The organism is Methylobacterium sp. 092160098-2, assembly GCF_028920805.1.
Taxonomy (GTDB): domain Bacteria; phylum Pseudomonadota; class Alphaproteobacteria; order Rhizobiales; family Beijerinckiaceae; genus Methylobacterium; species Methylobacterium fujisawaense.
In genome coordinates this window covers 3042309-3066417 of sequence record NZ_JAQPZJ010000001.1, presented here as the reverse complement: position 1 = coordinate 3066417, position 24109 = coordinate 3042309, and the positions used below count along the sequence as shown (strand labels likewise).

The window sequence follows — 24109 nt, the reverse complement described above, 5'->3', positions numbered from 1 at the left end:
GTCGCGCCGTATATAGGCCGCCGCCTTCGGACGAAGCAACGCGGCCGCCGCCGCTCGGCACCGCGCAGGGGGACAGGGGCGCGCAGGCTTCGCAATCCCGTGATCGCGGAAAGAATGCCCGCCTCGGGCGTTGGCGCTGCACTTCTCCCTGAGCTGGAAGCCCGATGTCGAGCCGGAACGGACGCAGCACGGTCATGGTCACGGGCGCGAGCGCCGGCGTCGGCTGCGCCGTGGCGCATGAATTCGCCCGGCACGGCTGGAATGTCGGTCTGATCGCCCGGGGCGAGGCCGGGCTGAGGGGCACGATCCGCGATGTCGAACGGGCGGGCGGCCGGGCGCTGGCGTTTGCGGCCGACGTCGCCGACGCGGAGGCCGTCGCCCAGGCCGCCGACGCGCTGGCCGAGGCGTTCGGCGGCATCGACGTCTGGGTCAACAACGCGATGGTGACGGTCTACGCGCCCGTGCAGGAGACGGACCCCGAGGAGTTCCGACGCGCCACCGAAGTCACCTATCTCGGGCAGGTGCACGGGACCCTGGCGGCGCTCCGCCACATGGTGCCGCGCGACCGGGGCACGATCGTGCATATCGGCTCGGCGCTCGCCTATCGGTCGATCCCGCTGCAGGCGAGCTACTGTGCCGCCAAGGCCGCCGTGCGCGGATTCGTGGATTCGCTGCGCAGCGAATTGCTCCACGACGGCAGTCGGGTGCGGCTGACGATGGTCCAGCTCCCGGCGGTCAACACGCCCCAGTTCGACTGGGCGCGGTCGCGGATGCCGCGCAAGCTCGAACCGGTGCCGCCGATCTATCAGCCGGAGGCGATCGCCCGGCACGTGTTCCGGGCGGCGCACGACGCGCCGCGGGAATTGTGGATCGGGGCTTCGGCCTGGAAGGCGATCATCGGAAACATGCTGATCCCGGGCTGGATCGACGGCTACCTCGCCCGGCACGGCTATCGTGGGGAGATGACCAGCGTGCAGGCGCAGACGAACCGCCCCGACAACCTCTACGACCCGGTGGACACCGATCCCGGCGCCCATGGCCGCTTCGATGCCCGGGCGACCGGCCACGTCGCCGCGGCAGACCCGCGCTGGCTCAAGTTCGGGATCGCGGCGGCGCTCGGCATCGTGGCCGGGACGATGCTGTTCGCCACCGAGGCGCATGGGCGGGCGGAAGCGCGCGCCGACCGCCGGCTGGGCAGACGCTAGGATACCGGTTTAGGCAGGCCCATCGCGCAGCCTCGGGGCTGCGCAAACCTTGCGGAACGCGCTGTGTGGCGCCCCAGGCGGCACCGGGCTTTAGGGAGGATCCGATGCCGGCAACGAACCGCCGCGACCTCGTACGGGGTGCGCTCGCCGGAGGGGCCGTCCTGGGTCTCGGCGGCGGCGCCCGCGCCGCGGCGCCCTTCGGCGGATCGCAGGCGCCGGGCTTCTACCGGACCCGCGTCGGCAGCTGCGAGGTCACGATCCTCAACGACGGGGCGCGCAGCTTCCCGATGCCGGACCGCTTCGTGCGCAATGTTCCCCGGGACGCGGCACTCGGCGCCGCGCAGGCGGCCTACATGCCGCCCGGCCAGGTGACGGTGCCGTTCAACCCGACGCTGATCAACACCGGCGCGAAGCTCATCCTGATCGATACCGGCAACGGTCCGGTGCCGGGCGCGCCCGTCGGCCGGCTCGCGGCGAACCTCGCGGCGGCTGGGATCAGACCCGAGGAGATCGACCTCGTGCTGCTCTCGCATCTCCATCCCGACCACACGAACGGCCTCAAGAGGGCGGACGGGAGCCTCGCCTTCCCGAACGCCGAGATCCGGGCCGCCGCGCCCGACTGGGCATTCTGGATGAGCGACGCCCACATGGCCCAGGCCGCCGACCCGGTGACGCAAGGCTACTTCGCCAACACCCGCCGGGTGCTCGGCGACCTGAAGGACCGGATCGGCACCTTCGCGTGGGACGAGGAGGTCGCACCCGGGATCACCGCCCTCGCCGCGCCCGGCCACACGCCCGGCCACACGGCCTTCGCGATCGCTTCGGGGGCGGACCGGCTGCTGATCCAGTCCGACGTGACCAACATTCCGGCCTTCTTCCTGCAGCACCCGGACTGGCACGTGATGTACGATTACGATGCCGATCAGGCGCAGGCGACGCGCCACCGCTTCTACGACATGGCCGCGTCCGAGAAGGCCCTCGTGGTCGGCTACCACTTCCCCTTCCCGTCCCTCGGCCATGTGGAGCGGAACGGGCCGGGCTACCGGCTGGTGCCCATCGCCTGGAACGGCGCGCTCTGATCGTCCAGGGTCGCGTGCACCCGGATCAGGTTCGCCAGGTCCACGACCCCGCCCGGCCATTCGACGCCCGCGATGTGCCGGTGCGGCCGTTCCGGCTCGCCGAGATCCGAGACCGCCGAGAAGGCACCGTCGAGCGGGTGGCTCTCGGTGTAGCGGCTCCGTGTCGCCAGGACCGGCAGTCCCGCGGCCCGGGCCGAGCTGATGCCGGCGGCCGAATCCTCGAAGGCCACCGCCTCGGAGGCCGGGATGTCCAGGCCGGCGAGCGCCAGGAGGAATACGTCGGGGGCGGGCTTCTTGCGGTTCGCCTCGTCGCCGGCCGCGATCACGTCGAAGGGTGCCGCGTCCGGCGGGAAGTTGGCGGCCAGGAGCCGGTCGACATTCGGCCGGCTCGTGGTGGTGGCCACGGCGAGCCGCAGGCCCGCCGCCCGGGCCTCGGCAATCAGCCGGGCGATCCCGGGGCGCAGCGGCAGGCCGCTCGCTGCCACCAGTTCGCCGTAGGCGCGCGTCTTGCGGGCGTGGATCTCGGGGGCCAGCGCGTGGAGCGCCTCGGCTTCGGCTGCGTGCCGGGTGTCGATGTAATGGGCGAGCCGCTCCTTGCCCCCCATCACGGTCAGCAGGTCGGCGTAGAGCGCCTCGTCCCAGCGCCAGGGCAGGCCGAGTTCCGCGAAGGCGCGGTTGAACGCCTGCCGGTGCAGATCCTCCGTCTCGGCGAGGGTCCCGTCGACGTCGAAGATCAGCGCCCTCAGCACGACAGGTCGCGACCGGAGGCGCCCTCCGCGCCCGCGCGGATCGCCGCGATGCGCTCGGCATAGGCGCCCGGACCGCCGCCGAAGACCGCGTTGCCGGCGACGAACGTGTCGGCCCCGGCGCGGCTCGCCGCCTTGACGGTCTCGGGGTCGATCCCGCCGTCGACCTGGATGCGGATGTCCCGGCCCGCCACCATGGCGCGCACCCGCGCCACCGATTCCATCGTGCTCTTGATGAAGCTCTGGCCGCCGAAGCCGGGATTGACCGTCATCACCAGCACGAGGTCCACGAGGTCGAGCACCGGCTCGACCAGGGCGGCCGGCGTGCCCGGATTGATCGCCACGCCGGCGCGCTTGCCGAGGTCGCGGATGGTCTGGAGCGAGCGGTGGATGTGCGGCCCGGCCTCGGCATGGACGGTGATGCCGTCGGCCCCGGCCTGCGCGAAGGCCGCGAGGTACGGGTCGGCGGGCGCGATCATCAGGTGGACGTCGAAGTACTTCTGCGTATGCGGGCGCAGAGCCTTCACCACCGGCGGCCCGAAGGTGATGTTGGGCACGAAGTGCCCGTCCATGACGTCGAGATGGATCCAGTCGGCGCCGGCCGCGTCCACGGCGCGGGTCTCCTCGGCGAGCTTCGAGAAGTCGGCGGACAGGATCGAGGGGGCGATGACGGGTGGGAGCATGGGAGGCTTTCGGGATTGTTCAGGCCAGCCTGCGACGGCGCTCGACGAGCTGCATGATCATCGGCGTCAGGATCAGCTGCATGGCCAGATCCAGCTTCCCGCCGGGAATCACGATGGAATTGGCCCGGCTCATGAAACTGTCGTGGATCATGGAGACGAGATACGAGAAGTCGATCCCCTTCGGATCCTTGAAGCGGATGACCACCATCGATTCGTCGGCGGTGGGGATCCAGCGGGCGATGAACGGGTTCGAGGTGTCGACCGTGGGCACCCGCTGGAAGTTGATGTCGGTGAAGGAGAATTGCGGGCAGATGGTCTGCACGTAATCGGGCATGCGCCGCAGGATCACGTCGGTCACCGCCTCGGTGGAGTAGCCGCGGAACGAGCGGTCCCGGTGCAGCTTCTGGATCCATTCGAGGTTGATCACCGGCACGACGCCGATCTTCAGGTCGGCGTAGCGGGCGATGTCGACATCCTGATCCGCCACGCAGCCGTGCAGGCCCTCGTAGAACAGCAGGTCCGAATCCGGCGGGAACGACTCCCAGTCCGAGAAGCTGCCCTCCGGGATGCCGAAGGCCTGCGCGTCGTGGGCATCGTGGGCGTAGTGGCGGGTGCGGCCGGTCCCGGATTCGGCGTAGCTGCGGAAGACCGCCTCCAGCTCGGGCAGGAGGTTGGCGCGCGGCGCGAAGTGGGACAGCGTCGGTTCGTTCGCCATCATCGCCCGCATCGTGTCGCGGTCGAACGCATGGAAGCCGTCGCCCTCGATGAAGACCGCCCGCACGTCCTCGCGGCGGAAGATCTGCTCGAAGGTGTTGCGCACCGAGGTGGTCCCGGCCCCGGAGGAGCCGGTCACCGAGATGATGGGGTGTCGCGCCGACATTACCGTCCGGACTTCGTGCTGTGCCTCACGACCGCATCAGACCGCGCTGCCCGAACAGCGGCGAGCGGCCGGCATCGGGCTTGCCGCCCGCGTAATAGGTCGCGACGCAGGCCACCTCCTCGGTGGAGCCGCAGACCAGGGGCGCCCGCTCGTGGATGCCGGTGGCCACCAGGTCGAGGATCCGCGTCTGGCCGTCGGTGGCCGTGCCGCCGGCCTGCTCGACCAGCATCGCCACGGGGGCGACCTCGTAGAGCAGCCGCAGGCGGCCGCGGGCGTAGTTCTTCCGGGCGTCGCCCGGGTAGAGGAAAACGCCGCCGCGGGTCAGGACGCGCTGGATGTCGGCCACCAGGGAGGCGAGCCAGCGCATGTTGTAGTCCTTGTCGCGCGGGCCCTCGGTGCCGCGCTGGCAATCCTCGATATAGGCCTTCACCGGGGCATCCCAGTGCCGGGCGTTCGAGGCGTTGATGGCGAATTCCTTGGTGGAGGCCGGCACCGACATGGCCGGGCTCGTCAGCTTGAACGTACCCTCGGCGCGGTCGAGCACGTAGGACTGGGTGCCCTCCCCCAGCGTCAGGATCAGCGCGGTGGCCGGGCCGTAGGTCACGAAGCCCGCGGCGATCTGCGTCGAGCCGGGGGTCGTGAACGAGGCGAGCGGATTCGCCGGATCCTTGATCGACGGCCGGATGCCGAAGATCAGGCCCACGGCCATGTTCACGCCGATGTTGGACGAGCCGTCGAGGGGGTCGATGGCGACGGCGAGCGGCGCGTCCGGGTTCAGCCGCATCACCTCCTCGGCCTCCTCGGACGCGACCTCGGCGACCGGGGCACCGCGCAGGGCTGCGGTGACGCTCTCGTGCGCGATGACGTCGAGGGCCTTCTGGACGTCGCCGTCGCTGTTGTGCTCGCCGGCCGCCGCGAGGTCGCCGCCGAGCGCACCACGCCCGATCCGCTCGCTGATCTCCACCGCCGAGCGCGCCACGGCCGCGATCACCGCGGCGGTGTCCTTCAGCGCCGGATTGGCGTCCACGGCCTGCGCAAGACAGGTCTCGAGGGGCGTCCCGATCGCCGCTGAAATTGCCATCGGCCTACTCCTCCTGCTCGGATCCCGTCCGTCGGGATCGCGCCTTCCGCGCCGGCTCTGTAGCGGCCGCTTGGCCGCCAAGATAGCGGTCTGTGTCTCCGGATCGACAGGAACCCGCGGCGCGGCCTTCAAGATTTCTGTGCGATCTTGTGTCATAGGACGAAAAAAACGAGATGTCCGCCATGCGCAATCTCTCCCTCAAGCAGCTTCAGGCGGTCGCTGCCGTGGCCCGACTCGGCACCATGACCCGGGCGGCGCAGGAGCTGAACGTCACCTCGGCCGCCCTCTACGCGCGCATCCGCCAGCTGGAGGAGGAGGCCGGGCTGCTGCTGTTCGACCGGACGCCGGGCGGCCTCAAGCCGACCGATGCCGGCCGCGAGATGCTCTGGGCGATCGACAGCATCAACACCGTGCTGGAGACCTGCACCGACCGCCTGCGCACCCTGCGGGGCGCCGAGGGCGGGCGCGTGGCGCTGGGCGTCGTCTCCACCGCCAAGTACTTCGCCCCGCAGGTGATCGCGGGCTTCGTCAAGAAGCATCCCGGGGTCGAGATCAGCCTGTCGGTGCGCAACCGCGGCCAGACCGTGGAGGCTTTGCGCGGTTACGAGATAGACTTCGCCCTGATGGGCCGCCCGCCCCGGGACTTCCCGATCGAGGCGGCGACCTTCGGACCGCACCCGATCGTGCTGATCGCCCCGCCAAGCCATCCCCTCGCGGGCAAGACCGGGCTGAACCGCGAGGATCTCGCCGACCAGCCGTTCTTCCTGCGAGAGGAGGGCTCGGGCACGCGCATGGTCTTCGAGGAGTTCATGAGCGGCGTCCTGGTCAAGCGGGCGCCGCTGGACATCGACACCGGCTCGAACGAGACCATCAAGCAGGCGGTGATGGCCGGGCTCGGGATCGCGCTGCTCTCGGTGCACTCGGTGGCGGCCGAGCTGGAGAGCGGCCGCCTCGTCCTCCTGAACGTCAAGGGACTGCCGATCCGGCGCGACTGGTACGCGGTCCGGCGCGCCGACAAGGTGCTGGGTCCGGCCGCTTCCGCGGTCTGGTCCTATCTGATGTCGGAGGGTGCGCGCAGCCTGCCGGGCGTCGCGCAGAGCGGTCTCGTGCCGGCGGGAGCCAAGGCGTGAGTCCAGTCGGAATCGTCGTTGCGGGCGCCGGCCAGGCCGGCTTCCAACTCGCCGCCTCCCTGCGCGAGGGTGGGTTCAGGGATCCGATCACCCTGGTGGGCGACGAGGCCGCCCTTCCCTACCAGCGTCCGCCCCTGTCGAAGGCCTACCTCGCCGGCAAGACAGACCAGGAAGGCCTGTTCCTGCGCCCCCCCGGCTTCTTCGCCGAGCACGCCATCGCGCACCGGCCGGGGCTCCGCGCCGTCGCGATCGACCGGGCAACACGTCTTCTGCAGCTGTCGGACGGCGAGCACCTGCCCTACGCCCACCTCGTGATCGCCACCGGCGCCCGCAACCGGCCCCTGCCCGTGCCCGGAGCCGAGCTCGACGGCGTGCGCCAGCTGCGCGGCCTCGCGGATGCCGACGCGCTCCGGGCGCAGATCGAGGCGGCCCGGGCGATCGTCGTGGTGGGCGCGGGCTTCATCGGGCTCGAATTCGCCGCCGTCGCGGCCGGGCGCGGCCTCTCCGTGACGGTGATCGAGGCGGCCGAGCGGCCTATGGCCCGGGCGGTCTCGGCCGAGATGGGCGCGTTCTTCGGCGGTGCACAGGAGGCGATGGGCGTGCGCTTCGCCTTCGGGGCCGGCGTGACGGCGATCCTCGGGCGGGACGGCCGTGCCGTCGGCGTGGCCCTCGCGGACGGCCGGGAACTGCCCGCCGACCTCGTCCTGGTCGGCATCGGGGTGCTGCCGAACCGGGAGCTCGCCTTGGAAGCGGGCCTGCCGGCCGAGGATGGGGTGCGGGTCGACGCGTTTCTGTCGACACCCGATCCGGCCATCTCGGCGATCGGCGATTGCGCCCGGTTTCCCAGTCCCTTCGCTCACGGGCTCACGCCGGACGGCACCGTGCGGATCGAGTCCGTGCAGAACGCCATCGACCAGGGGCGCTGCCTGGCGGCGCGGCTCACCGGCAAGCCGGCGGCCTACGGCGCGCTGCCCTGGTTCTGGAGCGACCAGGGCCGGCACAAGCTGCAGATCGCCGGATTGGCGGGCCCCACGGATGCCAGCGTGGTCCGCGGCTCCGGCTCCGCCTTCTCGGTCTTCCGATTCCGCGACGGACGCCTGAGCGCCGTCGAATCCGTCGACCGGGCGGGCGACCACATGATAGCCCGGCGGCTGCTCACGGCCGGAACGCCGCTGAGCCCGGATCAGGCGGCGGATCCGGGCTTCGACCTCAAGGCGCTGGCGCTGCAGCGGCCCTGAGGGTGCTCAGCCCGGGAACGCCACCGGGGCCGGCTTCTGCCGCAGGGCGATGGCGGTGCCGATCCCGAGCGCCAGGATCGTGACGGCGCATCCCAGGAGCGCGCCGAGCTGGCCGAACCGGAGCAGCGCCTGCCCGATCACCGCGACGCCGAGCGCCTGCCCGCAGAAGAACGAGAAGGCGTGGAGCGCCACCGCGGAGGCGCGGGCCTTGGGCGCCACCTCGGTGACCTGCGTCTGGTAGGTGTTGTGCAGCATGTAGAAGCCGAGCCCCATGGCGGTGAGCGCGGCGCAATCGACCTGCCACGTGCCGGCGAGCCCGACGACGGTGAGGGACGCACTACAGATCAGGCCGCCGCCGATGAGCATGCGCGGCAGGCCGAGCAGCCGCACCAGCAGCCCGACCAGGGCCGAGTAGAGCAGGCCGCCGACCGCGAACCCCGCCAGGACGAGGCCGGCCTCGCGCGGTCCCCCCTCCCCGCGGGCCTCGATCAGCGGGGCGAGGTGCGGAAACACGCCGAAGATCGCGATGGCCTCGATGAACACCGCCGAGAACAGCACCCGCGCCCGGGGATTGCGCAGGATCGTCCGGTAGCGGGTCACCGCCTCACCGAAGGCCGGACGGCGCGCGGCGGGCCGGCCGGTCCGGTCGAACCCGAACACGGTCGCCGCGCAGGCGATGGCCGCCACCGCCGCGGTGACCGCGAAGACACCGCGCCAGCCGATCGCCGCCTCGATCAGGCCCGCGAAGGTCGAGCCGGAAAGCTGGCCGAGGATCACCGCCACCAGGAACCGGCCGATCGCCACCTGACGGCCCTCCATCGGCACCCGGTCACCCAGCAGCGCCAGGGACAGCGGAATGCAGCCCCCCGCCGCCGCCCCCGCCAGCATGCGCAGGCCGAACAGGCTGCCGATATCGGGGGCGATGCTGCACAGGGTCAGGGCGACGGCGAGCACCGCGAGGCAGGTGCTCATCACCCGCTCCTTGCCGAGCGCGTCGCCGATCGGGCCGAGCACCGGCTGGATGAAGGCGTAAGGCAGCGCGAAGGCGGTGGAGAGGAGCGCCACCGTGTGGGCGTCGCTCGCGAGATCCCGGGCGAGCACGCCGACGAGAGGCTCGACCGAGCGGAGCGCGAAGGTGCTGCCGAACCCCGCACAGGCCAGGACGACGATGAGACGCGGGATCGACGTCGGCGGCGACTTCTGCAACGTCGCGGCGGGGACGAGAGCCGGCTCTGTGCTGTCGGTCATGAGGGACGCTGCGCGACGCGGGCCAAACCAGACTCGCGACATCGCATCTCCCCCGCCGGAGCGGAACCCCGTTGCGCGACAGATCCGTGCGCGTCGAACGCCGGATCCGGTGCGGGGGATCGCCGCCGCCCGAGCCCGGCGGCGCTCAGGCCGAGGCGGCCGCCTGATGCGCCTCCGCGAGCTGCGCATCCTCCGCCGCGACCTTCCGGGCGGCCGGACGGGACTGGATGCGCTCGACATAGGCCGTCAGGACGGGCGCGGGCTCCACGAGGCCGAAGCCCGTCGTCCAGCCGAGGGCGCCGCCCCACAGGATGTCGGCGGCGCTGAAGCGCTCGCCGAGCAGGTACGGCCCCGGAGTCAGTGCCTCCTTCACCCGGGCGATCACGCTGTCGTAATCGGCATAGGCCGACATGGCGCGTGGGCCCGGCTCCCGCTTTAGGTGCCGGTCGATCACCGCGGGCTCGAAGCAGGAGCCGTAGAACACCATCCAGCGCAGATAGGTGGCCCGGTCGGGCTCGGTGGGCGCCGGGGCGAGCCCGGCCTCGGGGAACAGGTCGGCGAGGTAGAGGTAGATGGCCGCCTGCTCGGTCACCACGGCCTCGCCGTGGCGGATCGCCGGCACCTTCGCCATCGGATTGACGGCACGGTAGGCCCCTTCGAGGTGCTCGCCGGCGCGCATGTTGAGCACGTGCAGCCGGTACGGGACACCGAGTTCCTCGAGCAGGACGCGCACCCCTGACGAGCGGGTATTGGGCGAATGAAAGAACTCGATGTCAGGCATATTGGTGGCTCCGCCCCCTCAGAGGATTGTCGATTCGCCGAAGCACACGCTCATACCGGCCGGAGGACGGGTCAACCTCGCACCGAAGCGGCCCTTCTCCAGGGACCGGAATCGGGGCAGGAACGTTGGGCGATTGTGCGATGCCGCGCGTTGAGCTGCCGTCCGGCACGACGCGAGCCGGGGGTATGAGTTCTGATGGCGAAGATTCTGCTGGTCGAGGACCACGAAGAGATCTGGGACTTCCTGTCCCGCCGCCTCAAGCGGCGCGGGTATGAGGTGATCCTCGCGCATGACGGCGAGGCCGGGGTCCGACAAGCCCGCTCGGGTCAGCCCGACGTGATCCTGCTCGACATGAACCTGCCGGTCCTGGACGGCTGGTCGGTCGCCCGGACGCTGAAGTCGGGCACCGACACGCGGGCGATCCCGATCATCGCGCTCACCGCCCACGCCATGTCGGGCGACCGCGACAAGGCGATCCAGGCCGGCTGCGACGACTACCACCCGAAGCCGGTCGATTTCTCGAAGCTTCTCAGCCAGATCAGCACCGCCCTGGGCGAGACCGCCCCGGCGAGCTGACCCGACCGCGGACGCGCGAATTGCGATCCCGAGACCTGATGTGAGTGGAGCGTGTCCGTGAGCGAGGATCCCGTCACTGCCCAGCGCCTGCGGCAGGGCCTGCCGGTCTTCGTGGCCTTGGCCTCGATCCTTCTCGTGGTCGCCACGCTGGCGGCCCTGTATCTCGGGCGCGAGATCCTCGTTCCGGTGACGCTGGCGATCCTCCTCAGCTTCGTGCTGGTGCCGGCCGTCCGGGTCCTGCGGCGGCTGCGCGTGCCGCGTGCGCCGGCGGTCCTCCTCGTGGTGGTGATCGTCTTCGGCGCCCTGTTCGGGATCGGCAGCCTGATCGCCAGCGAGGCGTCCCAGCTCGCCTCGGACCTGCCGCGCTACACGCAGGTGATGCGCACCAAGATCAAGGATCTGCGCGGGGCGACGGCCGGGACCGGCACCCTGTCGCGGATCGTCGACATGGTGCAGGACCTCAGCGCCACCCTGCAGCCGCCCCCGGCCGCGGAAGTCCGCGGCGAGCCGGGATCGCGCACGCATCCCCTCACCGTGGAACTCACGCCCGCCCGCGCCAGCGTGGTCGACACGCTTCAGACCTTCGCGGGCCCGATCCTGCACCCGCTGGCCACGACGGGCCTGATCCTGATCTTCACGATCTTCATCCTGCTCCAGCGGGAGGATCTGCGAAACCGGGCTATCCGGCTCGCCGGCGGCTCGGGCGACCTGCGCCGCACCACGGCGGCGATCGACGATGCCACGAGCCGGCTCAGCCGCTTCTTCCTGGCCCAGCTCGCCCTCAACATCGCCTTCGGCCTCGTCATCGGCTTCGGACTCTGGATGATCGGCGTCCCGAGCCCGACCCTGTTCGGTGTCCTCGCGGCGATCCTGCGGTTCGTGCCCTATATCGGCGCGGCGATCAGCGCCCTTCTGCCGCTGATCCTCGCCGCCGCCGTCGATCCCGGCTGGGGCATGGTGATCGCCACCGCGGTCCTGTTCCTGGTGGTGGAGCCGATCTGCGGCCACGTGGTCGAGCCGCTCCTCTACGGCCACTCCACCGGCCTCTCGCCGGTCGCCGTCATCCTCGCGGCGACGATCTGGACGTTCCTGTGGGGGCCGATCGGCCTCGTCCTGGCCACGCCGCTCACCGTGTGCCTCGTGGTCCTTGGCCGGCACGTGGAGCGCCTCTGGTACCTCGACGTCCTGCTGGGCGATCAGCCAGCCTTGTCGCCGCCCGAGATCTTCTACCAGCGCATGCTGGCCGGCGATCCGGTCGAGGCGATCGACCAGGGCTGGCAGTTCCTCAAGGAGCGCGCCCTCGTCACCTACTACGACGAGGTCGCCCTCGCCGGCCTGCTGCTCGCGCAGGAGGATCTCTCGCGCGGCACCCTGGACCGCGAGCGGCAGGCGGAGGTCGGGGCGGCGATCCGCACGGTCGTCGACCGCCTCGGGACCGCTCCGATGACCCGGCGAAGCCGTCGAGGCTCCGGGCGCGGGCCCGATACCGAGACTGCGGCGGCGCTGGCCGCCATCGGGCCCGACCGGCAAGTGGCCGGCATCGTCCTCGAGCGCGAGGATCTCGCCCCCAACTGGCGCAGCGAGACGCCGGTGCTGTGCGTGTCGAGCCGCGGCCCCTTCGACGAGGCGGCGACGCTGATGCTGAGCCAGATCCTCGCCCGCCACGGGCTGGCCTCGCAGATTCTCTCGATGGCCGCGATCCGCGCCGGCGAGCGTCCCGACAATCCGGAGGGGCTCGCGCTGATCTGCTTCTCGTATCTCGAGCCGGTGAGCCTCTCGCAGATCCGCTTCACCGTCCGGCAGGCCCGTGCGGCGGTGCCGGGCGTGCGCATCCTCGTGGGCTTCTGGCGCGAGCGCGATCCGGCGACCCTGGAACGGCTGCGCCGGGCAACCTCGGCAGACTTCCTCGTGACATCGCTGAACGAGGCGCTCTCGGCTGTGCTCGGCGCCTGTCAGGAATCCGCACCCACCCGGCTCGTCCCGGCACCCGTGACTGCGCGTTCCGGTTCGGCGCAGCCGGCAGTGGCATGACGCGCCGTGCGACACCACCTCTGAGGACGGGCCGTCGACATCGCGCTCTCGACCGCTAGTGTTCCGTCCGCTTTTCGTGATCGGGCGCGCGCAAAATGCTTTTACGTCCCGGAGGCTGAACATCACCGCGCATGTCTGAGACCCCAGAAACACCGCCCTCCGGGCCGAGCCCTCCGATCAGGGACAGCGCGCCGAGTGACCTGACCGACCGCCGCAGCGATATCTTCTTCGCGGCGGTCGAGACGACGCGCATGCCGATGATCGTCACCGATCCGCGCCAGCCCGACAACCCGATCATCTTCGCCAATCGGGCGTTCCTGGCGATGACGGGCTACACGCCGGAAGAGCTGATCGGGCGCAATTGCCGCTTCCTTCAGGGCCCCGAAACCGACCGCGAGAGCGTCGCGCAGGTCCGGGCCGCGATCGCCGAGAAGCGCGAGTTCGCCACCGAGATCCTGAACTACCGCAAGAACGGCTCGACCTTCTGGAATGCCCTGTTCGTCTCGCCGGTCTACAATGCCGACGGCGAGCTCGTGTACTATTTCGGTTCTCAGCTCGACGTCTCGCGTCGCCGCGACGCCGAGGAGGCGCTGGGTCAGGCTCAGAAGATGGAGGCGCTGGGCCAGCTCACGGGCGGCATCGCGCACGACTTCAACAATCTCCTCCAGGTGATCGTCGGCTACGTCGACATCCTGGCGGCCGGGCTGGAGAAGCCCGATGCCGACCGCGCCCGGCTCGGCCGCGCCACCGAGAACATCCGCCAGGCTGCGGAGCGCGCGACGACGCTGACGCAGCAATTGTTGGCCTTCGCCCGCAAGCAGCGGCTGGACGGGCGCGCCGTCAATCTCAACACCCTGATCGAGGGGATGGGCGAGATGGTCGCCCGCTCCGTCGGCGAGGCCGTGAAGGTCGAACTCGATCTTGCGGAGGACCTCTGGAACTGCCGGGTCGATCCGACCCAGGCCGAGGTCGCGATCCTGAACGTCCTGATAAACGCCCGCGACGCGATGCCGGAGGGCGGCACCGTCCGGATCTCCACGGAGAACAGCGAGGTCGCCGCCCGCGGCCGGGAGCTCGGTCCGCTGCGCGACGGGCGCTATGTCAGCATCGCCATCAAGGACACGGGTACCGGCATCCCGCCGGCCGTGCTCGCCCGGGTGATGGACCCGTTCTTCACCACCAAGGAGGAGGGCAAGGGGACGGGGCTCGGCCTGTCGATGGTCTACGGCTTCGCCAAGCAGTCGGGCGGCGCGGCGCAGATCGAGTCGGCGGTGGGTGCGGGCACGACGGTGCGCCTGTCGTTCCCCGCGACCGACGGCGACGTCAATGCCCCTGCCAAGGTTTCGCTGCGGTCCGTTGATCGGCAGGGCTCCGAGACGATCCTCATCGTCGACGACCGCGAGGACGTGGCCGAACTCGCCCGCACCATCCTGCGGGACTTCGGCTACACGACGCTGGTGGCGAGCAATGCCCGCGAGGCCCTGGAGATCCTGGATTCGAGCGAGCGCATCGATCTGCTCTTCACCGACCTGATCATGCCCGGCGGCATGAACGGCGTGCTGCTGGCCCGCGAGGCCCGCCGCCGCCAGCCCAAGCTCAAGGTGCTGCTCGCCACAGGCTACGCGGAGGCGAGCCTGGAGCGAACCGATATCGGCGGCTCGGAGTTTGATCTCCTGAACAAGCCCTACCGGCGCACGGAGCTGGTCCGCCGCGTGCGCGCCATCCTCGACGGTCCGACCGGGGTGGGCTGAGCTTCGGGAGACGGCCCATGTCCCAGGGCGACAAATCGAAGTACACCGACAAGCAGAAGCGCAAGGCCGAGCACATCGCCGAGTCCTACGAGGCCCGCGGAGTGCCGGAGAAGGAGGCGGAGGCCCGGGCCTGGGCCACCGTCAACAAGGACGACGGCGGCGGCAAGAAGCCGGGCGGCTCGGGCCGCGGCAAGGCCACCGGACATCCGGCCGCCCACAAGGGCGGCGAATCCGGCGGCAAGGCCTCGGCCGGGCGGACGGCCGCGGAACGCTCCGCCTCCGCCAGGAAGGCCGCCGCGACCCGCAAGGCCAACGCCGCCGCACGGGCGTAGCCGGTCCAGTGCGCACCGGGCTGCGTCGCTGCGCTCGGGGTGACGGTCCGGGCGCCGGAGAGCAACGTCAGTCCTTCTGCTCGGCGAGCTTGACCAGCGTGTGCAGCAACCGGTTCGCCGGTGTCGGAATGCCGAGCGCCGCGCCCTTGCGCACGACGAAGCCGTTGAGGTGGTCGATCTCGCTGGCCCGGCCGCGGGCGAGGTCCTGGGCGGTGGACGAACGCTGCCCGGCCATGGTGACACCGAGATCCAGCACGGTGTCGAGGATGTCGGGGGCCACCGACACCCCGTCGGCTTCGGCGACGGCGACGCATTCCCGAACCACGTCCGTGATCGCTGCGACGACGCCCTCGCCCTGGAGCAGGCGACCGTAGGGACGCTGCGTCAGGGCCGAGAGGGCGTTGTAGGCGCAGTTCGTGATCAGTTTCGCCCAGAGCGCGTCGACCGCGCGCGCCGAGACCGTGGTGGGGATGCCGGCTGCCGTGAAAGCGGCGGCGATACGGTCGCTCGTCTCCGAGGCGCCGAGGATCAGGTCGCCGCGCCCGTTGTGCCGGACATGGCCGGGGCCGGCCATCGCGGTGGCGACGTAGACCGCCACCGGCACGACCGGCCGGCCCAGCACGGCGGCGAGCCGCTCCGCGTTGTCGACGCCGTTCTGGAGGCTGAGGATCGTCGCGGCAGGATCGAGATGGCCTGCGATCATCGCACCCGCCGCTTCGGTATCGCCGGACTTCACGCAGACCAGCACGAGGTCGGCGCCGGACACGCCGTCGCCGGCCTCGGTCGCCCGCACGGGGACCGAGGCCGTCCCGGCCGCGCGCTCCAGCACCAGCCCGGCCGCCCCCACGGCCTCGACCAGGGCGGGGCGTCCGATCAGCGTCACCGCGTGGCCGGCCTGCGCCAGGAGAAACCCGTAATAGCAGCCGACAGCGCCGGCCCCGACGACAGCGACGTTCATGGCAGATCTCATGGCGCCGCAGCCGCGGCGCGGGCGGGATGGAAGGCCGCAGCGCCGCCGGCATCCGCACGGACATGCTCGAGGAGCGCCTGGGCCGGGTGTCGCAGCCGCACGCCGTCGACCAGCGTGGCCTGGGACCGGCAGGAATATCCGTCCGCCAGCAGGGTGCAGCCGGGCGCCTCGGCCACGTGGCGGGCCCAGCTCAGGCCGTAGATCGCCTCGGAGGTGGCGCGCTGGCGCGCCTCGTGCCCGTAGGTCCCCGCCATGCCGCAGCAGCCGGCGGCCGGCACTTCGAGCCGCAGGCCGAGATGGGCGAACACGGCCTGCCAGTCCCGCACCGCGCCCGGAGCGTTGGTGCGCTCGGTGCAATGGGGCAGCAGCCGCATCGTGCGGCCGCCTTGGCCCGGCGCGATCCGGTCGAGCCGGGCGGCCAGCCATTCCTGGAGGAGATGGACCTTCGGGAGATCGTCGCCCAGCGCCTGCGCGTATTCGGACCGGTAGGTCAGCGTCATCGACGGATCGATCCCGACCAGGGGCACGCCGTGCCTGGCGAGATCGCGCAGCATCGCGGCATTGGACCGGGCGACGGCGGCAAACCGCGCCAGGAAGCCGTGCACGTGCAGCGGCTTGCCGTTCGGCCGGTAGGGCACGAGCCAGGGCCGGAAGCCGAGGGCGATGAGGAGTGCGCAGCTATCGGCCACGACGTCCGCGTCGAAATGAGTGGTGAAGGCGTCCTGCACCACCAGCACGGCCCGCGCCCGCTCCTGCGCATCCAGCCGGGCCAGGGCGTCCGGCGTCGCGACGGCGACCCCGAGATCCGCCAGTCGCTCCGTGAGAGCGACGGGCGACAGGGCCGGGATCGCCACCAGCCCGGCCCGGGCCAGAAGCAGCCGGGCCACCGGATTGGTCAGGACGACGTTGCTCAGGCGCGGCATCCGGGCTGCCAGCGCCAGCAGCGGCTCCAACGCCGCCACGAGGTGATCCTTCAGCGGCCGGGCGTAGCGCGTGTGATAGAGCGCCAGGAACTTGGCCCGGAAGGTCGGCACATCGACCTTGATCGGGCAGGACCCCGTGCAGGATTTGCAGGCGAGGCAGCCATCCATCGCCTCCTTGACGGCGTGGGAGAAATCGTCGGCCTCCGACCGGCGGCGGATACCGCTCCGCAAGGTCGCCGCCACGTCGTGCAGCCACCCGGCGCGCTGCCGCGCCAGCTCGGCGGCCGGGTCGATCCCCGCCTCCGCCGCACGGCGCAGCCACTCGCGCATCAGCGAGGCGCGACCCTTGGGCGAATGCCGACGTTCCCGCGTCGCCTTCCAGGACGGGCACATGGCCTCGTCGGCATCGAACGAGAAGCAGGCGCCGTTGCCGTTGCAATGGAGCGCCTCGTCGAACCCCCGCCGGACCGTTGCCGGGATGGTGCGGTCCTGCTCGCCCCGGCGCGGCACGCCGTCGATCCGGGTCAGCCCCTCCCCCTTGGCCGAGGCGATCTTGCCCGGGTTCATCCGGTCGCCCGGATCGAAGGCGCGCTTGACCGCCTCCAGCGCCGGCATCAGCGGCCCGAAGGTCGCGGGCACGAACTCCGACCGGAAGCCCTTGCCGTGCTCGCCCCAGAGCAGGCCGCCATACTTGGCGGTGAGCGCGACCACGCCTTCCGTGACCTCGCGGATCAGGCCGTTCTGGTCCGGATCCTTCAGGTCGATGGCCGGCCGGACATGCAGCACGCCGGCATCGACGTGGCCGAACATGCCGTAGCGCAGCCCCTTGCCGTCGAGGAGCGCCCGGAACTCCGCGATGAAATCGGCGAGCCGTTCCGGCGGGACGGCCGTATCCTCCACGAAGGGGATCGGGCGGGCATCGCCCTGGGCGGCGCCGAGGAGGCCCACCGCCTTCTTGCGCATGGTCCAGAGCCGCTCGATGGCGTCGCCCCGGGCGATGGTGAAGCCGAGGCGCTTCGTGTCGGTGCCGCGCTCGGCCTCCAGCAGGCCGGTGAGCCGCGCCAGGGCGGCCTCCACGGAGGCCGCGTCGTCGCCGACGAATTCCAGGAGATTGATACCGTCCACCGGCCGTCCGGCCGGATCGTCGGGAAAGAAGGCCCGCACCTCGGCCCAGATCGGATCCTTGCGGGCGAGCGCCAGCACCGTGGAGTCGATGGTCTCCACCGAGGCGGCACCGAAGGGCAGCAGCGCCTGCGCGTCGCGGAGCGCCGCATCGAAATCGACGTAGGACAGCGCGACCAGCACCGCGGCCTTCGGGATCGGCAGCACGTTGAGCCGCGCCTCGGCGATCAGCGCCAGGGTTCCTTCGGAGCCGCAGATCACGCTCTTGAGGTCGAACCGCCCCGCCGGATCGCGCAGATGGGCGAGGTCGTAGCCGGTGAGGCAGCGGTTGAGCTTGGGAAAGCGCTCCGCGATGAGTGCCGCATTCGCGGTGACGACGGCATCGATGGTGCGGTGGATCGCCCCGACCCGGTCGTTGCGCCCCTTGGCGGCTTCGAGGCCTTCCGCGTCGAGGGGCTCGGCGGTCCAGACCGTGCCGTCGGTGAGCACGCAGGTCAGCGCCAGGACGTGGTCCCGGGTCTTGCCGTAGAGGCACGAGCCCTGCCCGCAGGCATCGGTGGAGATCATGCCGCCGATCGTGGCGCGGTTCGAGGTGGAGAGTTCCGGGGCGAAGAACAGGCCGTGCTTGGCGAGCTCCCGGTTGAGCTGGTCCTTCACAACCCCCGGCTCGACCCGGACGAAGCGGTTCGCGACGTCGATCTCCAGGATGCGGTTCATATGCCGCGAGGTGTCGACCACGAGGCCGTGGCCCAGCGACTGGCCGTTGGTACCGGTCGCCCCGCCCCGGGGCCGGATCACGATCTCGGAAAAGCGCGGATCCTCGAGGAGCTTGGCGATGCGCACGAGATCGTCGCGGCTGCGGGGAAAGGCCACGGCCCCCGGCGCCACTTGGTAGATCGAGTTGTCGGTGGAGAAGACCGTGCGGTCGGCGTCCGACAGCGTCAGATCGCCCTCGAAGCCGCGCAGGCGCAACTCGGCGCAGGCGGCAACATAGAGCGGCACGGCCTCAGTGTGGCGGGTCAGGACCGGGATCATCCGCGCCTTCTACACCCGGCGGAGCGCGGGAGACCATCGGCGACGGGATGACGCGCGCGCTGGCATCCGGCTTGCCACGCACCCGCGATCTTCGGGACGGATACCCATGAACGCGAGCGTCGAACGAGTCAGGGATGCCCTGGCCGAGCTGATCAAGGCCGCCCTTCTCTCCGACGACGGCCTGAGCCGCGCGTGCCGCGATGCGGGTCGCGCCAAGCTCAGGGCCCTCGCGGACGATCCCCCCGAGCCGGAGAGCCTGCGGATGGACGGCGCCTGGACGCTCGCCATCCGGAAGGCCGAGACGCCGGAGCTGGCGCCGCAGGAAGGACGGGTGAACCTGACCCTGCCGCGCGCCTGTCCCTTCACCCTGGACGAGTTGCTCGCACCCGGTCTCGACATGGACCAAGCCGTGGCACGCATCCGGACGAGCGCCTCGACCGGCTGATCGCGCCTGTTGAGGAAAGCCGGGGCGGCGTTGCCGCGGGCGGGCGGGGCCCCCATGTTAGTCCTACAGGACCGACGCCTCGGTCCCGCGCCCGCACGCGGGTCCCGTCTACCGTAGAACCGTTCGGCATCCCCCTTTTGGCACGACGCACCACCGCCCCCGCGGCCGAGCCCGATGCTCCTCCGCCCCTCCCCACCCGCGAGCAGATCCTCGCCTTCGTGGCCGAGTCGAAGGAACGCGTCGGCAAGCGGGAGATCGCCCAGGCCTTCGGCATCAAGGGGGCCGCCAAGATCGACCTGAAGCGCATCCTCAAGGAGATCGAGGCGGAGGGCGCCCTCGACCGTGGCCGCGGCGGCCTCGCCCCGGCGGGCCATCTGCCGCCGGTCGTGCTGGCCGACATCCGCTCCCGCGACCGCCACGGCGATTTCCTGGCGATACCGGTGGAATGGACCGGCACGGGCAAGCCGCCGGCCATCGTGCTGACGCAGCCGCGCGGCCCCCGCAAGGGCAGCCGGCCGGCCCCGGGCATCGGCGACCGCGCCCTGATCCGCGTCGAGCGCGACGCCGAGGGCGGCTACACCGGCCGGGTCGTCAAGGTCATCGGGAAGAACAAGGCCGAGATCATCGGCGTCTACCGGGCCGGCGCGCAAGGCGGCCGGATCGTGCCCGTCGAGAAGCGCTCGCAGGGGCGCGAGATCCTGATCCCGCCCGGCGAAGAAGGGCAGGCCCGCGACGGCGACCTCGTCAGCGTCTCCCTGGAGCGCGAGACCCGCTTCGGCCTGCCGCGGGGCCGGGTCCGCGAGCGGCTCGGCTCACTCGGGTCCGAGAAGGCCGTCAGCCTGATCGCGCTGCACCTTCACAACATCCCGCACGTCTTCGCCGACACGACCCTGGCCGAGGCGGATGCCGCCGAGCCCGCCACGCTGAAGGGCCGCGAGGATTGGCGCGACCGCCCGCTCCTCACCATCGACCCGCCGGACGCCAAGGACCACGACGACGCCGTCATGGCCGAGGCCGATCCGGATCCGGCCAATCCCGGCGGCTTCATCCTCACCGTCGCCATCGCGGACGTGGCGGCCTATGTCCGCCCCGGCTCCAGCCTCGACCGCGAGGCGCTGGAGCGGGGCAACTCGGTCTATTTCCCCGACCGGGTCGTGCCGATGCTGCCCGAGCGGATCTCGAACGATCTCTGTTCCCTGCGCGAGGGCGAGGACCGGCCGGCGCTCGCCGTGCGCATGGTCATCGCCGCCGACGGCGAGATGCGCCGCCACGGCTTCCACCGGGTGATGATGCGCTCCCGGGCCAAGCTCGCCTACGCGCAGGCGCAACGAGCCATCGACGGGCAGCTGGATGACACGACCGGGCCGCTGCTGGAGACGGCGCTCCGCCCCCTCTGGGCGGCCTATGCGGCCCTGCGCGCGGCCCGTGACCGCCGGGGCCCGCTCGCCCTCGACCTGCCCGAGCGCAAGGTTCTCCTGAGCCCCGAGGGCGCGGTCGACCGGGTGATCGTGCCGGAGCGCCTCGACGCCCATCGGCTGATCGAGGAGTTCATGATCCAGGCGAACGTCGCCGCCGCCGAGACCCTGGAGCACGCCCGCCAGCCGCTGATCTACCGCGTCCACGACGAGCCCGCCCTGGAGAAGATGCGGGCGCTGGGCGAGGTCCTGGCCTCTGTGGGCATCAAGCTGCCCAAGGAAGGGGCGCTGCGCCCCGCCCTGTTCAACCGGATCCTCGCCACGGCGGCCGAGACCGAGCACGGGGTCTTCCTCAACGAGGTGATCCTGCGCAGCCAGGCCCAGGCCGTCTACGCCCCCGAGAATCTCGGGCATTTCGGCCTGAACCTGCGCCGCTACGCGCACTTCACCTCGCCGATCCGGCGCTACGCCGACCTGATCGTGCACCGGGCGCTGATCACCGCCTGCCGGCTCGGCTCGGACGGGCTCGCGGGCGACGTCTCCCTCGGCGAGCTGGCGCAGATCGGCGAGCAGATCTCGGCTGCGGAGCGCCGCGCCATGGCGGCCGAGCGCGAGACCATCGACCGGCTGATCGCCCATCACCTCGCCGATCAGGTCGGGGCGACCTTCGCGGGCCAGATCGCCGGCGTGACCCGGGCCGGCCTGTTCATCAAGCTCGACCAGACCGGCGCCGACGGCTTCGTGCCGGTGTCGCAGCTCGGCGCCGACTATTTCCGCCACGAGGAGGGCCGCCACGCCCTGGTGGGGGAGCGGACCGGAGAGACGTTCCGCCTGGGCGATCGTGTCGAGGTCCGGCTCGTCGAGGCCGCGCCCGTGGCCGGGGCTCTGCGCTTCGAGCTGCTCAGCGAGGGTCGGACCCGCTCCGGCGCCCGGAACGCCGGGCCCGGCAAGAAATCCGGCGGCCGGCCCTTCAAGCCCGCGCCGCCCGGCCGCCCCCCCGGCATCCGCAACACCGGGTCGCGCCACCGCGGCTCGCGCCGCTGACCCGGCCGATGTACACCGATTCCATGACCGCCGATGCGATCCCGGCCCGCACCCGCCTGATCCCCGCGCTGGCCCGGGGCTTCGTCGGACGCTGCCCGCATTGCGGCCAGGGCCGGATCTTCGGCCGCTTCCTCAAGGTGCGGCCGGAATGCGACGTGTGCGGCCTGGAGCTGCACCACCACAGGGCCGACGACCTGCCGCCCTACGTGGTGATCTTCATCGTCGCCCACATCGTCGGCTACCTGATCCTGGAGACCGAGAGCGCCTACGACGTGCCTCTCTGGGTGGAGATGGGGGTCTGGCCGATCTTCACGCTCCTGTTCGCGCTGGTTTTGCTCCAGCCGGTGAAGGGCGCCGTCGTCGGACTGCAATACGCCCTTGGCATGCACGGCTTCGCCACGCTACCGCGGAGCCGCCCCGCCCCGGGGCCGGAGGAGACGCACCTTGCCGCTGCCGCAGCAGGAGCCCGAGATCGCCACAGCTCCTGAGGGCAAGCCGGCCGCTGCGCGCCTGCGGCCGCGGGACGCCGCGACCATGATCGTCATCGACCGGCGCGGAAAGGGCGGCCCGAAGGTCCTGATGGGCCGTCGCAACCCGAACCTCGCCTTCATGCCGGGGAAGTTCGTCTTCCCGGGCGGCCGGATCGAACTCGGCGACCGCCACATGCCGGTGGCCGGGGCGCTTCCCGATTACGCGGAGGCGGCGCTGACCCGGCAGGTCTCCCGGCCGCCGCACCATCTCGGCCGGGCCCTGGCGCTCGCCGCGATCCGCGAGACCTACGAAGAGACCGGCCTGCTGCTCGGCACGACCGAGCACGGCGCTCCCGAGGATCCCCCGGCGGGCTGGGAGGGCTTCGGCCGCCACGGCGTCCTCCCCGATCTCGAAGCGCTCCATCTCGTGGCCCGCGCGATCACCCCGCCGAAGCGCGTGCGCCGGTTCGACACGCGCTTCTTCGCGATCGACCGCCGCGGGGTGGCGGCCGAGGAGCCGGGACGGATTCAGGCCGACGCCGAGTTCACCGAACTGGCCTGGGTCCGGCTCGACGCCGCCCGCAAGCTCGACCTGCCGTACATAACCCGCGCGATCCTGGACGACCTGGAGGCCCAGATCGCTGCCGATTTCGTGCCCCACCGGATGATTCCCTTCCACTACGAGCGCTACGGGCGGCGCGAGCGGGTGGCCTTGTGAGCCGTCCAGACGGCTTGCAGCAGAACCAGCCGCGCGGGATCAGGTCGGAGGAGGTGGCGGCGATCGCGGCGGCCGTGACCTGCGTCACCGTCGTCGGCATCGGCCTGAGCCTGTCGATCCCGCTCCTCTCGATCGAGATGGAGCGGCGCGGTGCGTCGAGCACGCTGATCGGGCTCAACACCGCGGTGGCGGGCATCGCCAGCATCTGCACCGTGCCGTTCGTCCCGCGGCTCGCAGCACGCATCGGCGTCGCGCCTCTGCTCGGACTGGCGCTCGTCGTCGGAGCGGTCAGCCTCGCCCTGTTCCCGCTCCTGCCGGGCCTCGCCCTGTGGTTCCCCCTGCGCTTCGTCTTCTCGATGACGCTCGGCGCGCTGTTCGTCCTCTCCGAGTACTGGATCAACGCCGCCGCCCCGCCGGAGCGCCGCGGCCTCGTGATGGGCATCTACGCCACCGTCCTGGCGGCGGGCTTCGCGGTCGGGCCGCTCCTGCTGGCGCTGGTCGGGACCGAGGGACCGGCGCCCTACGCGACGGGAGCCGTCCTCATGCTGGCCGGCGGGTTGCCGATCCTTCTGGCCCGGGGGCTGTCGCCGACGATCGAGACGGGCTCCGGCCGCGGCATCCTCGGATACGTCCGGCTCGCCCCCGGCGCCCTGGCGGCGGCCCTCGCCTACGGCGCGGTGGAGACCGGCATCTTCGCCATCCTGCCCCTGTACGGCCTGCGCCTCGGCTACGACGCGCAAGGAGCGGCCGGCCTCGTCAGCCTGATCGCGCTGGGCAACGTGCTGTTCCAGATCCCGTTCGGCTGGCTCGCGGACCGTCTCGACCGCGGCGCGGTGCTGCTCGGCGCGGGCCTCGCGGGCGCCGCGGGGTCGGCCCTGATCCCATTCGCGGCCGGCAACCCGGTGGCGTTCGGCCTGCTCCTTCTCGTCTGGGGCGGGATTGCCGGCACCCTCTACACGGTCGGCCTCGCGATGCTCGGCGACCGCACCCCCGCGAACGATCTCGCGGGGGCCAACGCGGCCTTCGTGGTGCTCTACAATGTCGGTCTGATGCTGGGTCCGCCGGTGATCGGCGGCGGGCTCGACCTCGTGCCGCCGCACGGCTTCGCCCTGGCGCTGCTCGCCCTGTTCCTGGCCTTCGCCGGCTGGCTCGCCGCGACGGAGCGATCGGGCCCACGCTCTTGACCTGCCGGGCCCGATCGGGCAT

21 protein-coding genes are annotated in these 24109 nt (G+C 71.5%); 13 read left to right on the top strand and 8 right to left on the bottom strand.

All coding sequences use genetic code 11. The annotated features are described in order from the left end of the window. The first annotated feature begins 164 nt into the window (after positions 1 to 164). Both PQI07_RS14400 and PQI07_RS14395 read left to right on the top strand, forming a co-directional pair. The gene (locus tag PQI07_RS14400; protein WP_274926837.1) at positions 165 to 1205 is read left to right on the top strand and encodes an SDR family oxidoreductase; all 1041 of its coding nucleotides are present in this window, start codon (positions 165 to 167) and stop codon (positions 1203 to 1205) included. A gap of 104 nt (positions 1206 to 1309) precedes the next feature. Then, positions 1310 to 2284, top strand: coding sequence for an MBL fold metallo-hydrolase (locus tag PQI07_RS14395; protein WP_043349267.1), 975 nt, complete (start codon positions 1310 to 1312; stop codon positions 2282 to 2284). On the opposite strand, the gene PQI07_RS14390 is transcribed toward PQI07_RS14395, so the two are convergent. The 4 genes from PQI07_RS14390 to PQI07_RS14375 are packed head-to-tail and all read right to left on the bottom strand — an operon-like array spanning position 2245 to position 5674. Next, on the bottom strand, positions 2245 to 3033 hold the full coding sequence (locus PQI07_RS14390) for an HAD-IA family hydrolase (protein WP_043349270.1): 789 nt from the start codon (positions 3031 to 3033) through the stop codon (positions 2245 to 2247). The two genes, PQI07_RS14395 and PQI07_RS14390, sit on opposite strands and share 40 nt — an antisense overlap. Further along, positions 3027 to 3713 (bottom strand): ribulose-phosphate 3-epimerase, encoded by a 687-nt coding sequence (rpe, locus tag PQI07_RS14385; RefSeq protein WP_043349271.1) that lies wholly within the window; start codon positions 3711 to 3713, stop codon positions 3027 to 3029. The genes PQI07_RS14390 and rpe overlap by 7 nt, the downstream gene beginning before the upstream one ends. Positions 3714 to 3732: 19 nt before the next feature. Beyond that, positions 3733 to 4593, bottom strand: a complete 861-nt coding sequence (locus PQI07_RS14380) for a phosphoribulokinase (protein ID WP_043349274.1) — start codon at positions 4591 to 4593, stop codon at positions 3733 to 3735. A 25-nt stretch (positions 4594 to 4618) separates the two neighbouring features. After that, positions 4619 to 5674 (bottom strand): class 1 fructose-bisphosphatase, encoded by a 1056-nt coding sequence (locus PQI07_RS14375; protein ID WP_043381086.1) that lies wholly within the window; start codon positions 5672 to 5674, stop codon positions 4619 to 4621. A gap of 182 nt (positions 5675 to 5856) precedes the next feature. Here PQI07_RS14375 and PQI07_RS14370 point away from each other — a divergent pair, with 182 nt between their 5' ends. Next, positions 5857 to 6804, top strand: coding sequence for a LysR family transcriptional regulator (locus tag PQI07_RS14370; protein WP_043349301.1), 948 nt, complete (start codon positions 5857 to 5859; stop codon positions 6802 to 6804). Then, a complete protein-coding gene (locus PQI07_RS14365) occupies positions 6801 to 8042 on the top strand; it encodes an NAD(P)/FAD-dependent oxidoreductase (protein ID WP_274926836.1) in 1242 nt (413 codons plus the stop codon). Before PQI07_RS14370 ends, PQI07_RS14365 begins: the two co-directional genes overlap by 4 nt. 6 nt (positions 8043 to 8048) lie before the next feature. On the opposite strand, the gene PQI07_RS14360 is transcribed toward PQI07_RS14365, so the two are convergent. Together PQI07_RS14360 and PQI07_RS14355 are read right to left on the bottom strand one after the other, a co-directional pair. Continuing rightward, the gene (locus PQI07_RS14360) at positions 8049 to 9290 is read right to left on the bottom strand and encodes an MFS transporter (RefSeq protein WP_274926835.1); all 1242 of its coding nucleotides are present in this window, start codon (positions 9288 to 9290) and stop codon (positions 8049 to 8051) included. A 145-nt stretch (positions 9291 to 9435) separates the two neighbouring features. Next, positions 9436 to 10071, bottom strand: a complete 636-nt coding sequence (locus PQI07_RS14355) for a glutathione S-transferase family protein (RefSeq protein WP_274926834.1) — start codon at positions 10069 to 10071, stop codon at positions 9436 to 9438. A gap of 195 nt (positions 10072 to 10266) precedes the next feature. On the opposite strand from PQI07_RS14355, the gene PQI07_RS14350 reads away from it, so the two are divergent. The 4 genes from PQI07_RS14350 (at position 10267) to PQI07_RS14335 (ending at position 14761) form a co-directional block, all read left to right on the top strand. Then, positions 10267 to 10647, top strand: coding sequence for a response regulator (locus PQI07_RS14350; protein WP_043355299.1), 381 nt, complete (start codon positions 10267 to 10269; stop codon positions 10645 to 10647). 57 nt (positions 10648 to 10704) lie between these two features. Next, a complete protein-coding gene (locus tag PQI07_RS14345; protein ID WP_053609062.1) occupies positions 10705 to 12678 on the top strand; it encodes an AI-2E family transporter in 1974 nt (657 codons plus the stop codon). A 131-nt stretch (positions 12679 to 12809) separates the two neighbouring features. Then, positions 12810 to 14429, top strand: coding sequence for a hybrid sensor histidine kinase/response regulator (locus PQI07_RS14340; protein ID WP_043381097.1), 1620 nt, complete (start codon positions 12810 to 12812; stop codon positions 14427 to 14429). Between the two features lie 17 nt (positions 14430 to 14446). Then, the gene (locus tag PQI07_RS14335) at positions 14447 to 14761 is read left to right on the top strand and encodes a hypothetical protein (protein WP_043355295.1); all 315 of its coding nucleotides are present in this window, start codon (positions 14447 to 14449) and stop codon (positions 14759 to 14761) included. Positions 14762 to 14828: 67 nt separating this feature from the next. On the opposite strand, the gene PQI07_RS14330 is transcribed toward PQI07_RS14335, so the two are convergent. Further along, on the bottom strand, positions 14829 to 15719 hold the full coding sequence (locus PQI07_RS14330) for a ketopantoate reductase family protein (protein WP_274926833.1): 891 nt from the start codon (positions 15717 to 15719) through the stop codon (positions 14829 to 14831). Positions 15720 to 15727: 8 nt separating this feature from the next. Then, entirely contained in the window at positions 15728 to 18811 is a 3084-nt protein-coding gene (ydiJ, locus tag PQI07_RS14325) for a D-2-hydroxyglutarate dehydrogenase YdiJ (protein ID WP_274926832.1), read from the bottom strand. 106 nt (positions 18812 to 18917) lie between these two features. On the opposite strand from ydiJ, the gene PQI07_RS14320 reads away from it, so the two are divergent. From PQI07_RS14320 to PQI07_RS14300, 5 genes are all read left to right on the top strand, one after another. Beyond that, positions 18918 to 19256, top strand: coding sequence for a hypothetical protein (locus PQI07_RS14320; RefSeq protein WP_043355289.1), 339 nt, complete (start codon positions 18918 to 18920; stop codon positions 19254 to 19256). A 137-nt stretch (positions 19257 to 19393) separates the two neighbouring features. Next, on the top strand, positions 19394 to 21715 hold the full coding sequence (rnr, locus tag PQI07_RS14315; protein WP_274926831.1) for a ribonuclease R: 2322 nt from the start codon (positions 19394 to 19396) through the stop codon (positions 21713 to 21715). A 23-nt stretch (positions 21716 to 21738) separates the two neighbouring features. Beyond that, positions 21739 to 22203 carry a DUF983 domain-containing protein gene (locus PQI07_RS14310; protein ID WP_274927723.1) on the top strand — a complete coding sequence of 155 codons (465 nt, stop codon included), beginning with the start codon at positions 21739 to 21741 and terminating at the stop codon, positions 22201 to 22203. Further along, entirely contained in the window at positions 22160 to 22903 is a 744-nt protein-coding gene (locus tag PQI07_RS14305; RefSeq protein WP_274926830.1) for an NUDIX hydrolase, read from the top strand. Before PQI07_RS14310 ends, PQI07_RS14305 begins: the two co-directional genes overlap by 44 nt. Beyond that, complete coding sequence (locus tag PQI07_RS14300) at positions 22900 to 24087, top strand: MFS transporter (RefSeq protein ID WP_236952716.1); 1188 nt, start codon at positions 22900 to 22902, stop codon at positions 24085 to 24087. The genes PQI07_RS14305 and PQI07_RS14300 overlap by 4 nt, the downstream gene beginning before the upstream one ends. Positions 24088 to 24109: the final 22 nt, after the last annotated feature.

Excerpts from the sequence above, each read along its gene's own strand:
- PQI07_RS14400 (WP_274926837.1), top strand. The coding sequence starts at position 165 with ATGTCGAGCCGGAACGGACGCAGCACGGTCATGGTCACGGGCGCGAGC.
- PQI07_RS14395 (WP_043349267.1), top strand. The coding sequence starts at position 1,310 with ATGCCGGCAACGAACCGCCGCGACCTCGTACGGGGTGCGCTCGCCGGA.
- rpe (WP_043349271.1), bottom strand. The coding sequence starts at position 3,713 with ATGCTCCCACCCGTCATCGCCCCCTCGATCCTGTCCGCCGACTTCTCG.
- PQI07_RS14380 (WP_043349274.1), bottom strand. The coding sequence starts at position 4,593 with ATGTCGGCGCGACACCCCATCATCTCGGTGACCGGCTCCTCCGGGGCC.
- PQI07_RS14375 (WP_043381086.1), bottom strand. The coding sequence starts at position 5,674 with ATGGCAATTTCAGCGGCGATCGGGACGCCCCTCGAGACCTGTCTTGCG.
- PQI07_RS14370 (WP_043349301.1), top strand. The coding sequence starts at position 5,857 with ATGCGCAATCTCTCCCTCAAGCAGCTTCAGGCGGTCGCTGCCGTGGCC.
- PQI07_RS14360 (WP_274926835.1), bottom strand. The coding sequence starts at position 9,290 with ATGACCGACAGCACAGAGCCGGCTCTCGTCCCCGCCGCGACGTTGCAG.
- PQI07_RS14355 (WP_274926834.1), bottom strand. The coding sequence starts at position 10,071 with ATGCCTGACATCGAGTTCTTTCATTCGCCCAATACCCGCTCGTCAGGG.
- PQI07_RS14350 (WP_043355299.1), top strand. The coding sequence starts at position 10,267 with ATGGCGAAGATTCTGCTGGTCGAGGACCACGAAGAGATCTGGGACTTC.
- PQI07_RS14340 (WP_043381097.1), top strand. The coding sequence starts at position 12,810 with ATGTCTGAGACCCCAGAAACACCGCCCTCCGGGCCGAGCCCTCCGATC.
- PQI07_RS14335 (WP_043355295.1), top strand. The coding sequence starts at position 14,447 with ATGTCCCAGGGCGACAAATCGAAGTACACCGACAAGCAGAAGCGCAAG.
- PQI07_RS14330 (WP_274926833.1), bottom strand. The coding sequence starts at position 15,719 with ATGAACGTCGCTGTCGTCGGGGCCGGCGCTGTCGGCTGCTATTACGGG.
- ydiJ (WP_274926832.1), bottom strand. The coding sequence starts at position 18,811 with ATGATCCCGGTCCTGACCCGCCACACTGAGGCCGTGCCGCTCTATGTT.
- PQI07_RS14320 (WP_043355289.1), top strand. The coding sequence starts at position 18,918 with ATGAACGCGAGCGTCGAACGAGTCAGGGATGCCCTGGCCGAGCTGATC.
- PQI07_RS14310 (WP_274927723.1), top strand. The coding sequence starts at position 21,739 with ATGACCGCCGATGCGATCCCGGCCCGCACCCGCCTGATCCCCGCGCTG.